7 protein-coding genes are annotated in these 12,265 nt (G+C 74.8%); 4 read left to right on the top strand and 3 right to left on the bottom strand.

Annotation, left to right across the window (positions count from 1 at the left end; genetic code table 11):
* The 3 genes from ACFCX4_RS28045 to ACFCX4_RS28035 all read left to right on the top strand — a co-directional run.
* Positions 1-3,347 (top strand): SDR family NAD(P)-dependent oxidoreductase (locus ACFCX4_RS28045; protein ID WP_376148073.1); only part of this gene is annotated, 3,347 nt, incomplete at its 5' end.
* Positions 3,344-5,602: a cytochrome P450 gene (locus ACFCX4_RS28040; RefSeq protein WP_376148070.1), complete on the top strand. Its 2,259-nt coding sequence runs from the start codon at positions 3,344-3,346 to the stop codon at positions 5,600-5,602. The genes ACFCX4_RS28045 and ACFCX4_RS28040, both read left to right, overlap by 4 nt.
* Entirely contained in the window at positions 5,602-6,765 is a 1,164-nt protein-coding gene (locus ACFCX4_RS28035; RefSeq protein WP_376148067.1) for a macrolide family glycosyltransferase, read from the top strand. Before ACFCX4_RS28040 ends, ACFCX4_RS28035 begins: the two co-directional genes overlap by 1 nt.
* Before the next feature lie 79 nt (positions 6,766-6,844).
* Here the strand turns inward: ACFCX4_RS28035 and aceE are convergent, their stop codons facing one another.
* The 3 genes from aceE to ACFCX4_RS28020 all read right to left on the bottom strand — a co-directional run bounded on the left by aceE (position 6,845) and on the right by ACFCX4_RS28020 (position 11,337).
* Positions 6,845-9,508, bottom strand: a complete 2,664-nt coding sequence (gene aceE, locus ACFCX4_RS28030; protein WP_376148064.1) for a pyruvate dehydrogenase (acetyl-transferring), homodimeric type — start codon at positions 9,506-9,508, stop codon at positions 6,845-6,847.
* 314 nt (positions 9,509-9,822) lie between these two features.
* Complete coding sequence (locus ACFCX4_RS28025; protein WP_376148076.1) at positions 9,823-10,446, bottom strand: GntR family transcriptional regulator; 624 nt, start codon at positions 10,444-10,446, stop codon at positions 9,823-9,825.
* 201 nt (positions 10,447-10,647) lie between these two features.
* Complete coding sequence (locus ACFCX4_RS28020; RefSeq protein WP_376148061.1) at positions 10,648-11,337, bottom strand: TetR/AcrR family transcriptional regulator; 690 nt, start codon at positions 11,335-11,337, stop codon at positions 10,648-10,650.
* A 112-nt stretch (positions 11,338-11,449) separates the two neighbouring features.
* Between ACFCX4_RS28020 and ACFCX4_RS28015 the strand changes: the two genes are divergently transcribed.
* Complete coding sequence (locus ACFCX4_RS28015) at positions 11,450-12,121, top strand: hypothetical protein (RefSeq protein ID WP_376148058.1); 672 nt, start codon at positions 11,450-11,452, stop codon at positions 12,119-12,121.
* The last annotated feature ends 144 nt before the right edge of the window (positions 12,122-12,265 follow it).

Below are 12,265 nucleotides of genomic sequence, written 5' to 3'. Positions count from 1 at the left end.
GCAGTGGGCTGATGCGTCGTGGTGGTGATTCGCCGGAGCGGTTGTTCGCCGCGCTGGGGCGGTTGTGGGCGGACGGGGCCGTCGACTGGAGGCCGTCGGCGACCACGGCCACGGGGGCGGTGCGTGTGCCGTCGTACGCCTTCCAGCACCAGCACTACTGGCTCCACCCCACCACCCCGTCGGAGGGCCCGGACACGCCCGACCACCCGCTTCTGCGGTCCCTGGTGAAGCTCCCCGACGGACAGGGCGTGGTGCTGACCGGAAAGCTCTCCGCGGCCCTCCACCCGTGGCTGGCCGAGCACACCGTGCTCGGTTCGACGCTGCTGCCCGCGACGGCGTTCGTCGACATGGCCGTCCACGCCGGTGGGCACACGGCCAGCCCCGTCCTGTCCGAGCTGGTCCTGGAGGCGCCGCTCGTGCTGTCCGGGAACGACGGTGTGCACGTGCAGGTCACCGTCGGCGCGCCCGACGAAGCCGGGCGCCGGCCCGTCAGCGTCCACTCCCGGACCTCCGCCGAGCCCGACGAGTGGACCCGCCACGCGACCGGCGCGCTCGCTCCCCGGCCGGCGTCCGGGGCCGGACCGACGGCCGTGCCCGGGGCGGACGAGGGCGAGCCGGTCGACATCGGCTCGTTCTACGACCGGCTCGCCGAAGCCGGCTACGACTACGGGCCGACCTTCCAGGGGCTCACCGGCATCCGGCGGCACGGCGAGGACCTGCACGCCGAGGCGGCCTTCCCGGTGGACCCCGCGCAGCTCACCGGCTACGGCTTCCACCCCGCGCTGCTGGACGCGGCCATTCAGCCGCTGACCCTGCTCGCGGGCCTCACGGCCGGGGACGGCGGCGCCGGCGACAGCCCGGCCCGGCTGCCCTTCTCGTTCTCCGGTGTGTCGGTCACCGGCTCGGCCGCGGCGGTCCGCGTGGTGCTGCACCCGACCGGGCCGGACACCTGCGCGGTGCGGATCACCGACACCGCCGGGGTCCCGGTCGTGAGCATCGACGAGATCGTCCTGCGGCCCGTCGAAGCGGTGGGCGACGCGGCCGCGCGCCGGCGGAACACGCTGTTCGCCGTCGAGTGGACCCCGATGGCGGCACCGGACGGCCCGGAGACCGGGACGGTCCTCCACGAGGTCGCCGGCGAGGGCGATCCGGTCGCGGCCGCCCATGCGGTGACCAGGGAACTGCTGGGCAGGGTGAGGGAGTTCCTGGACGCCGACACGCCGGACCGGCTCGTCGTCCTCACCGGGGACGACCTGGCCTCGGCCGCCGCCCGCGGCTTCCTGCGCAGCGTGCACAGCGAGCACCCCGGGCGGATCCTGACCGTCCGGCACGACGGCACGGCCGCGTCCCGACGGGCGGTCCCGGCCGCGGTGCGCGCCGCCGTGGGCGACGGCGAGCCGGAGATCCGGCTGCGCGGGGGAACGGCCCTCGTACCGCGACTCGTCAGGGCCGCACCGGCCGGGGCCCCCGCCGAGCCGGCGGACGGCGCGCCCCTGGACGGAACCGTGCTGATCACCGGTGGCACCGGCACCCTCGGCGTCCTGGTCGCCCGGCACCTGGTCGCGCGGCACGGCGCCTCCCACGTGGTGCTCGCCGGCCGCCGCGGCGTCGAGCCGCCCGGGCTGCGGCAGGAGCTGGGCGGCGCCGCCCTCACCGTGGTCGCCTGCGACGCCGGCGACCGCGGGGCAGTGAGGGACCTCGTCGCCTCGCTCCCCGACCTGCGGGTCGTCGTGCACGCCGCCGGGACCGTCGACGACGCCCTGGTGGGATCGATGACACCGGAGCAGATCGACACGGTGCTGCGACCGAAGGCCGATGCCGCGTGGTACCTGCACGAGGCCACCGAGCACCTGGACCTGCGGGCGTTCGTGCTGTTCTCCTCGGCGTCCGGGGTGTTCGGCGCCCCGGGGCAGGCCAACTACGCCGCCGCCAACGCGTTCCTCGACGCGCTCGCCGAGCACCGGCACGCCCGCGGTCTGCCGGTCACGTCGCTGGCCTGGGGTCAGTGGGCGGAGTCCAGCGGCATCACCGGGAACCTGACCGAGGCCGACCACCGCCGCCTGGCGAGGACCGGCATGCTGCCGCTGGCCACCGGGCAGGCCCTCGACCTGTTCGACACGGCCCTGTCCGGCACCGCCCCGGCCGGCGGGCCCCCGGCGCTGGTGCCGGTCCGCCTCGACCTCGGGGCGATCGACGCGCCGCCGGCGCTGCTGCGCGGACTCGCCCGGCCACGGCGCACACCGGTCCCGGTGGCCGGCCCCGCCGATCTGCGGGCCCGGCTGGAAGACCTGCCGGAGCCCGAGCAGCGCGCCCTGCTGCTCGACCTGGTCGTGACGCACAGTGCGAGCATCCTCGGGATGGCCCCCGGCGGGATCGGCGACCCGGGGCAGCTCTTCCGCGACCACGGCGTCGACTCGCTGACCGCGATCGAGCTGCGCAACCGGCTCAACGCGGCCACCGGGCTCCGGCTCCCGGCGACCCTGGTCTTCGACTTCCCAACGCCCGAACAGCTCGTCAACCACCTCTACGGCCGGCTGTGCTCGCCGGAGAACCGGCTCACCGGGCCGATGGAGCGGCTGCTGCGCAAGGCCGTCGACGTCGGCCGCGCGCAGGACGGCCTCGACCTGCTGGCCACGGCGTCCCGGCTGAGCCCGGCCACCGACGCTCCCGGGGCCGGGCTGGTCGCCCTCGCGGCCGGCTTCCTCCAGCCGTCGCTGGTCTGCCTGCCGTCCGCGCTGGCGTCCGGCGGCATCGAGGAGTACGGGCGGTTCGCCGCGGCTCTGGAGGCCGCCCGGGACGTCGCGGCGGTCACCCTGCCGGGCTTCGCCGGGGACCCGCTGCCCGCGGACGCCGACGTCCTGGTCGAGGCGCTCGCCGAGGCCGCGTCGGCCGTCGCCGCGCCGGTGCTGGTCGGCCGGTCGGTGGGCGCGTGGCTGGCGCTGGCGACCGCCGGGGAACTGGAGCGGCGGGGGGCGCGGCCCAGCGCCGTGGTGCTCATCGACGGCTACCCCGAAGACCTGCCGGGTGTGCTCACCGGCATGCTCGACGCCGGCCACCAGGTCCGGCCGGTCGACGACGACCGGCTGGTGGCCATGGGCCGCTACCTCGACCTGGCCGGCGATCCGGTGCCCGTCACCGCGCCGGTGCTGCTGGTGGGCACCGGGACGCGCCGCTCGTGGCCCCGGCTGTCCACCACCGTCCAGGAGGTGCTCACCGTCCCGGGCGACCACTTCACCGTCCTGGAGGAGCACTCCGCGGCCACGGCGCTGGCCATCAGCACATGGCTCCTCGACTTCAGCGGTTACGGCGCCGGGCTGTCCGTACTCAGGGGAAAGGACCAAGCATGATCTGGGACAACGTCTACATCGGCGGAACGGGGCGGTACCTGCCGCCCCGCACGCCCGCGACGCAGGCCGTGCCGGACACCGAGACCATGCGGCGGCTGCTCGCGCTGTCGGACTTCGTGTCGTTCACCAGCTCCGAAGACGTCACCGAGCACGCGATGGCCGTGCACGCGGCGATCGGGGCCCTGCGCGAGTCCGGCCGCAGCGGCGCGGACATCTCCATGGCCGCCTACGCCCAGATGGACCACCAGGACCACATGGCGTCCTCCTGTCACCTGCAGCGCGTCCTCGGCCTCGGCCACGCCCTCGTCTACGAGGTCGAGGCGACCAGCAACGGCGGCTCGGCCGCGCTGCAGTCCGCCGCCGCGCACCTGGTGGCCGACCCGGCGGCCACGGCGACCCTGGTCACCGCCACCGCCCGGTTCCTGCCGCCGCGGTGGGAACGCTGGCAGCCGACCATCGGGATCTTCCTGGCGGACGGCGCGGTCGCCGCCGTGCTCAACCGCGACGGCGGCCGGGCGCGGCTGGTGGCCACCGCCAACAGCTCCGCGACCCAGATGGAGGTCCTCGCCACCCCGACGATCCCGGACCCCGAGGGCCACCGCAACCGTACGCCGATCGAGGTCACCGGCCTGGCCCCGTACCTGACGCTGATGAGCGGGGCCCTGGTCACCGCGGTCGAGCAGGCCGCCAAGGAGGGCGGCGTCAGCGTCTCCGACATCACCAGGTTCGTCGTCACCGGTCTGGGTCTGGCCCAGCTGGAGGTCGTCGTGCTGGAGCCGCTCGGCATCGACCTGAGCCGCACCACCTGGCCGATGCTGCGCGAGCTCGGCCACGTCGGGCCGTGCGACCAACTGCTCGGCATCGACCACCTGCTGCACGACGAGACCCTCAGGCCCGGCGACACCGTCATGTCGATCGGCCTCGGCATGGGCTCGCGGTTCACCGCGGCCCTGCTGGAGATCACCGAGCAGCCCGTGCCCCGGACGGCCACCGCCTCCCCCGAGCCGGTGCGGGTGCAGGCCCCGCCGCCGCCCGCCGACGCGTACGTCATCGACCCCTCGGGCGGCGACATCTTCGGCGAGGCCGCCGCCCTGCGCGGGCGCGGCCCGGCCACGCCCGTCGAACTGCCCGGCGGCGTGTCGGCCTGGGCCGTCACCGGGCACGACCTGACGAGGAAGCTGCTGCTGGACCCGAGGGTCTCCAAGGACGCGAACAAGCACTGGCCCATGTGGCGCGACGGCGACATCCCGCCGGACTGGCCGCTGATCATGTGGGTCGCGATGCAGAACATGTTCACCGCGTACGGGGACGACCACACCAGGCTGCGGAGCCTGGTGGCCAAGGCGTTCACCCCGCGCCGCATCGAGGCGACCCGGCCGCGGGTCGAGGAGATCACGGCGGGCCTGATCGCCGACCTGGCCGCGGTGCCGCCGGGGCAGCCGGTCGACCTGCGCGCGCGGTTCGCGTTCCCGCTGCCGATCCAGGTCATCACCGGACTCTTCGGGGTGTCCGCGCGGACGGGCGAGGACCTGCGGCGGCTGGTGGACGCGGTGTTCAGCCTCGACGCCGACCCGGCGGGCGTGCAGGCCGCCTCCGGCGAGCTGTACATGCTGCTCAAGGAACTCGTGGCCGCCAAGCGGCGCGAGCCCGGCGACGACATGACCAGCGACCTGATCGCCGCGCGGGAGGCGGACGGCACCCGGCTGTCCGAGCGGGAACTGCTGGACACCCTGCTGCTGACCATCTCCGCCGGTTTCGAGACGACCGTCAACCTGCTCGACCACGCCGTCCACGCGCTGGCCACCCACCCCGATCAGCTCGCCCTGGTCCGCTCCGGGAGCAGCACCTGGGAGGACGTGGTGGACGAGACCCTGCGCTGGCAGGCACCGGTGCCCAACCTGCCGCTGCGGTACGCCGTGGAGGACCTCTCCGTGGACGGCGTGCGGATCCGCAAGGGCGAGGCGATCCTGCTGTCCTACGGCGCGGCCGGCCGCGACCCGGCGCGGCACGGGGCCGACGCGGAGGACTTCTCCGTCACCCGGTCGTCGCGGGCCGACCACCTCACCTTCGGGCACGGCGTGCACTACTGCCTGGGCAGCCCCCTGGCGAAGCTGGAGGCGACGACGGCGCTGGCCGCGCTGTTCGACCGGTTCCCCGGGCTGCGGCTGGCCGTCCCGTCGTCCGAACTCGAACCGCTGGGTTCCTTCTTCACCAACGGGCACAAGACCCTGCCGGTCGTGCTGGAGGAGGGCTGATGGCCCATTTCGCCTTCGTGAGCGCGCCCGCGTCCGGGCACGTGAACCCGACCCTGCCGCTGGTCGAGGAGCTGGTCCGGCGCGGTCACCGGGTCAGCTACGCCACCGGACCGGCCACCATGGACGCCGCCGTCGCCGCCGGGGCGTCACCGGTGACCCTGCCCTCGGAGCTGCCGCCCGACCTGGCGGCCCGGGGCGGCTTCACGGCGGAACAGCTCGCCGTGACGATGGAGTACTACCTGGACGACGCTCGTGCCTCGTTCCCCGTCCTGGCCGGGCACTTCTCGGCCGACCCGCCGGACGCGGTGTGCTACGACTCGGTGACCTTCACCGGGCGGATGCTGGCGAACCTGCTCGGGGTGCCGGAGGTCGCCCTGGTGCCGACCTTCGCGGAGAACGAGTCCTTCTCGGCGGCGCAGGTGTACCTGCCGGCCGACTTCGACCACGGCCATCCCCGGCTGGTGGCGGCGGTCCAGGAGATGGGGAGGTTCGCCCGGGGCCACGCCTTCCTCGAAGACCCGAACCTGATGTTCGGCCACGTGGCCCCGACGAACCTGGTGTTCGTCCCCCGCGGGTTCCAGCTGTCGGGGGACACCTTCGACGAGCGCTTCCACTTCGTCGGGCCGTCGCTGAGCAGCCGGCAGACCGCCGCGGAGTGGAGCCCCCGCTCGCGGGCCCCGGTGCTGCTGATCTCGCTGGGAACCGTCTTCAACGACCGGCCGGACTTCTACCGGACCTGCGTCGAGGCCTTCGGCGGCGGCGACTGGCAGGTCGTCATGGCGGTGGGCGGGCTGGACCGGGCGCTGCTGGGCCCGGTCCCGGCGAACGTCGAGGTGCACGCGCAGGTGCCGCAGGTGGCGGTGCTGCGGCACACCGAGGTGTTCCTGAGCCACGCCGGGATGAACTCGGTGATGGAGTCCCTCTACCACGGGGTGCCCTTCGTGGCGGTGCCGCAGATCCCGGAACAGCGGGCGATCGCCCGCCGGGCGGAGGAGTTGGGGGTCGGCAGGACGCTCACCGAGCCGACCGTGCGGGGCCTGCGTGAAGCCGTCCGGGACGTCCGTGCCTGCCGCCCCCGCGCGGCGGCCCTGAGCGGCACGGTCCGCGGCGCGGGCGGCGCCCCGCGGGCGGCGGACGTCCTGGAGAAGCTGCTGGTGCGCTAGCCGCCGGAGCCCGGCGGCGACGTGCTCCGCACCGTGCGCCTCCGCCTCGGCGGGGGCGGCACGGTGCGGAGCCGGCGGCTCAGCCCCTGTCCGGCAGACCGTAGTGCCGGGCGGCCAGTCCGGGCAGGCCGGGGTCGACGTCGCCGCGGCCGGCGAGGGTGCGCAGGGCGTGCACGGCGATGGACTCGGCGTCGACGCCGAAGTGGCGGCGGGCGTTGTCCCGGTTGTCGGAGAGGCCGAAGCCGTCCGTCCCCATCGAGGTCCACTGCTGCGGGACCCAGGGGGCGATCTGGTCCGGAACGGCGCGCATCCAGTCGGAGACGGCGAGCACCGGTCCCGGCGCGCCGGCCAGCGCCTCGGTGACGTACGGGGTGCGGCCCAGGGCCTCGGCCTCCATGGCGTCCCGGCGCAGCAGCGTCCAGGAGGGGGCCGACCAGACGTCGGCGGCGACGTTCCAGTCGGTGGCGAGCAGTTCCTGGGCTCGCAGGATCCAGTGGATCGCCGTGCCGGAGGCGAGCAGTTGCAGGCGCGGGGCGCCCGTGGAGCCGGCGGCGTCCGCGGCGGCCGGCCGGTAGCGGTACAGGCCGCGCAGGATGCCCTCCTCGACGCCTTCGGCCCGCGGCATCGGTGGCTGGACCTTGGTCTCGTTGTAGACGGTGAGGTAGTAGAAGACGTCCTCGGGCGCGTCGCCGTGCATCCGCCGCAGCCCCTCGCGGACGATCACGCCGACCTCGTAGGCGAAGGCGGGGTCGTAGGGGAGACAGGCCGGGTTGGTGGAGGCGATGAGGTGCGAGTGGCCGTCGGCGTGCTGGAGGCCCTCGCCGGTCATGGTGGTGCGTCCCGCGGTGGCGCCGACGACGAAGCCGCGGCCGAGCTGGTCGGCGAGCGCCCAGAACTGGTCGGCCGTGCGCTGCCAGCCGAACATCGAGTAGAAGATGTAGAAGGGGATCATCGGCTCGCCGTGCGTGGCGTACGAGGTCGCGGCGGCGGTGAAGGAGGCGAGTGAACCGGCCTCCGTTATGCCCTCGTTGAGGATCTGGCCGTCGGTGGACTCCTTGTAGTAGAGGAGCTGGTCCCGGTCGACGGGCTCGTAGGTCTGGCCCTTGGGGGAGTAGATGCCGGCGGAGGGGAACAGCGACTCCATGCCGAAGGTGCGGGCTTCGTCCGGCACGACCGGCACCCACCGCGGCCCCGTCTCCGGCTCCCGCATCAGGTCCTTGACCAGTCGGACGAAGGCCATGGTGGTGGCGATCGCCTGGGTGCCGGAGCCCTTGGCGAGCGCGGCGAACGGCTTGCCGGAGGGGGCGGGCAGCGGCCGGGCGACGACCCGGCGGGCCGGGGCCGGGCCGCCGAGGGCGCGGCGGCGCTCCCGGAGGTAGGCGACCTCCTCGGAGTCGGCTCCCGGGTGCGCGTACGGGACCAGGCCCTCGCCCAGCCGGGCGTCGGGGATCGGCAGCCCGAGGAGGTCGCGCATGACGCGGAACTCCTTGCCGGAGAGCTTCTTCATCTGGTGGTTGGCGTTGCGGGACTCGAAGCCGGGGCCGAGCGTCCAGCCCTTGACCGTCTGCACCAGGACGACGGTGGGAGCCCCGCGGTGCTCCAGCGCGGCCCGGTAGGCGGCGTGGATCTTGCGCGGCTCGTGTCCGCCGCGCGAGGTGCCGACGATCCGGGCGAGGTCCCCGTCACCGTAGGGGCGGGCGAGCCCGGCGAGCGCGCCGGTGAACAGGTGCTCGCGGACGTACGCGCCGTCCCGGGCGGCGAAGGTCTGCAACTGCCCGTCGGGCAGGGTGTCGAGGGCGTCGAGGAGGAGCCCGTCGGCGTCGGCGGCGAGCAGGCCGTCCCACTCCGCGCCCCAGGGCACCTTGACGACGTTCCAGCCGGCCGCGCGGAACTGGGCCTCCAGCTCCTGCATGATCTTGAAGTTGCCGCGGACCGGGCCGTCGAGGCGCTGCAGGTTGCAGTTGACGACGAAGGTGAGGTTGTCGAGCTCCTCTCGGGCGGCGAGCGAGAGCGCGGCCGTGGCCTCCGGCTCGTCCATCTCGCCGTCGCCCAGGAACGCCCACACCCGGCTCCGGCCGGTGTCCTTGATCCCGCGGTGCTGCAGATAGCGGTTGAAGCGGGCCTGGTAGATCGCCGACAGCGGGCCGAGGCCCATCGACACGGTCGGGAACTCCCACAGCCAGGGGAGCCGCCGGGGGTGCGGGTAGGAGGGCAGGCCGCCGCCGCCCGCCTCCATCCGGAACCGGTCCAGCTCGGCCTCGTTCAGGCGTCCTTCGAGGAAGGCGCGGGCGTAGACGCCGGGGGAGGCGTGGCCCTGGAGGTAGAGCTGGTCGCCGCTGCCGTCGGCGTCCTTGCCCTTGAAGAAGTGCTGGAAGCCGACCTCGTAGAGCCAGGCGGCGGACGCGTAGGTGGCCATGTGCCCGCCCAGGCCGCCGCGTTCGTTGCCGCGGGTGACCATGACGGCGGCGTTCCACCGGTTCCACGCCGTGATCCGGGCCTCCAGTGCCTCGTCACCGGGGTAGGCGGGTTCGGCGGCGGTCGGGATGGTGTTGACGTAGGGGGTGACGGACTGCGGCGGCAGCGGTACGCCGGCCCGGCGCGCGTGGTCGACGACGCGCCGGAGCAGCCGTGCGGTGCGCTGCGGCCCGACGGCGCCGACCGCGCCGTCCACGGAGGCGAGCCACTCGGCGACCTCCTGCGGATCGGGGTCGGGGAGCTGGTCGAGCTGGTGGTGGAGGGACATGCGTTCGCCCTTCTGGGGTGCGGGGCCGGTTCGGGTCGGCTGGATGATCGATGATCGATCAAATATCACTGCAGGGCGGCGCCTGCCTTCTCCGGCGGGGAAGGGTAGGTGCCGTCGTGGCGGGGGGTGTGCGGGTGGGGGAGGGGTGTGCGGGTGCGGCCGGCCGGCGGTGGCGGGCACGCCGGGCCGGGGGGCGGCGGGGGACGGATGCGGCGCGGCCCGGTGGCCGGGCCTCCGGTCGCGCCCGGGCACGGCCCGTTCCGGGGCGGCGGGGAGGAGCGGGCAGGGCCGGGGCGGCCCCCGGGGTCGGGCCGTCAGGCGTTGCCCGGGTCGCGCGCGTAGTCCATGACGTGCCGTTCCATGAGGCGCCCCAGGTGCGGGTCCCCGCGGAGCAGGCCTTCGGCGATCTCCTCGTGGTCCTCCGCGTTGTCGTGCAGCTCCGTGCGCAGCCACCGCAGCGAGAGGCGGGTCCAGACCTCCACGCCCAGCCCGTCCCAGTGACGGACGAGCACGGGGTTCCCGCACGCGTGGACGATGGTGCGGTGGAAGGCCACGCCGTGCAGCGCCTGGCCGTCGACGTCCCCCTCGGCGGCCGCGCGGCGCATCGCGAGCAGGTGCCCCTCCAGGGCGGTGGTGTTCCCGGCCAGCCGCGGGGCGGCGAGCATCACGGCCCGGCGCTCCAGGGCGGCGCGCACCACGTACACGTCCCGGAGCTGGTCCACGGTCAGCTCCTTGACCCGGGCGCCCCTGTTGGGCGAGGAGGCGACCAGGTCCATGTCCTCCAGTTCGCGCAGCGCCTCGCGCACGGGTGCCTGGCTGGTGCCGAGCTCCACGGCGATCCGGCGCTCGACGATGCGGTCGCCGGGCTCCCAGCGGCCGGCCACCAGGCCTTCGAGCATGAAGGCGCGGACGTGTTCGTGCAGCGGTGACCGCTCCAGGGGGAGGCCCGGCGCGGTCGCCGCAGAGCGCGGTGGAACCGCCGGAACCGCCGGGCCCGCGGCGTCCGCAGGGGGTGCGGCGTCCGCGGGACCCCCGGGATCTCTGGGAAGTGCCAACTCGACTCTCCTCCGCTCACCGGTTGAGCAATGATCGATCATTTTCCATGGTACTCGAACCGGACGCCGCCCCCGAGCACCGGACTACCCGCCGACGGGCCCCGGGCCGGTGACGGCGGGGCGGTCGGCGGCGGCGACGAGGTCCGCGAAGCCCAGGGGGGTGCCCGGTGCCCGGTCCGTCGCGGGCGCGGTCGCCGGTGCCGCGTCGAGGCCGTCGAGGGCCAGGTCGAGGTGGCGGTGGAGGAGGTCGCCCTCGGGGTCGAGCCGGTCCAGGCCGCCGGGGAGGGGCCGGGAGAGGCGGATCGAGAGCAGGACGAGGTCGCCGGTGCCCACGTCGCGGCGGAGCCGCCCGGAGCGGTGCGCCGCGTCGACCAGGGCCTGGACGGTGCCCACCGTGCGGGTGCGGATCCGGACGAGCTCCTCGTCGACCACGAGACCCTCCAGCAGGACGGGGACGACCGCCCCCATCCGCAGGTCCGCCGCGCCGTGGACGAACCGGCGCAGCGCCGCGAAGGCGTCGTCGTCCACGGCGGCCGCCGCCTCGGCCACACCCTCCAGGCGGGTGAGCAGGTCGCCGGTGAGGTCCCGGACCAGCGCCTCGCGGTCGGGGTAGCGCCGGTAGAGCGTGCCGGAGCCGATTCCGGCCCGGCGCACGATCAGGTCCAGCGGCGCGTCGGGGCCGTGCGCCAGGAAGACGTCGCGGGCCGCGTCGAGAATCCGTCGCCTGCTGCGCGCCGCGTCCGCCCGCACGGTGTCCCGCCTTCCGTCGCCCACTGAACCGGAGAGTTCCTCTCCGCCTATGCTACCGTCCAGGAAGCGGAGAAAAACTCTCCGCTTGGGACGCGAGACTTGAGACTTGAGGCTCCAGGGTCGAAGGGAGCACGCCATGAGTGGCGCGCTGACTGTCCGGACCGTGATCGACGGCACCGAGTACACGCAGGACGACATCCGCCGATGGGAGCTGGACCGCGCCCGGGCCGCGCTCGCCCTGCTCAAGGACCGGCTCGGCGACGAGGCGATGCGGGAACTGCTCGCCGGGGACCTCCGGGCGGCGGACGAGGCGATGGCCCCGCTGCCCGGCGCCTCGGGCGGCGCCTGGCGGTCCGCCGTGACCGAGCTGGAGATCGGCGGGATCACCGCCGTGGAGTTCCTGACCTGGTGGCAGGGCCGGCTCGCGGACGCCGACCGGGCGGCGCTGCTCGCGGCCAACCCGGAGCACTACCTCGCCGACTCCGCCGACGGGGTGGTCGAGATCATCGAGACCATCGGCTCCGGGCCGCTGCGCTTCTTCCTCACCTTCCACGACGGGGTCGCGATCGAGGACGAGGGCCACGACGGCTACCCCGTCCGGATCGGCGGCACCGGCCGGCTCGCCGACGGCACCGAGGTCTGCCGCGTCATGCACGAGTTCGCCGACGGACCGCGCGGCCTGCGCGTCCGCCTGACGATCCAGTTCCCGGAGGGCGCTCCCGAGCAGGTTCTCACCGGCCACCAGTGGCACTTCGCCTGCGAGTTCCTCAACTGGCTGGAGGCGGCGCACGCGGCCGGCCGACCCTGACCGGACGGTGGCGGGGAACCCCTCGCACCGCCGGGGCTCCCCGCCCCGTCGCCGTCCCGCCGGCACCGGCCCGTCGCCGTCCCGCTGTCACCGGCCGGCGCCGGCGGGCCGTCCGCCTCCCCGGCCACACGGGTGCCCGGGGAG

The sequence above is a fragment of the Kitasatospora sp. NPDC056327 genome (assembly GCF_042261735.1).
GTDB lineage: Bacteria > Actinomycetota > Actinomycetes > Streptomycetales > Streptomycetaceae > Kitasatospora.
Note: the sequence above shows the minus strand (reverse complement) of the source record. Positions and strands in the feature narration are given on the sequence as shown.

Bases quoted from the DNA above. Each gene is read 5' to 3' on its own strand.
- aceE (WP_376148064.1), bottom strand. From the start codon at position 9,508: ATGTCCCTCCACCACCAGCTCGACCAGCTCCCCGACCCCGATCCGCAG.
- ACFCX4_RS28015 (WP_376148058.1), top strand. From the start codon at position 11,450: ATGAGTGGCGCGCTGACTGTCCGGACCGTGATCGACGGCACCGAGTAC.
- ACFCX4_RS28035 (WP_376148067.1), top strand. From the start codon at position 5,602: ATGGCCCATTTCGCCTTCGTGAGCGCGCCCGCGTCCGGGCACGTGAAC.
- ACFCX4_RS28040 (WP_376148070.1), top strand. From the start codon at position 3,344: ATGATCTGGGACAACGTCTACATCGGCGGAACGGGGCGGTACCTGCCG.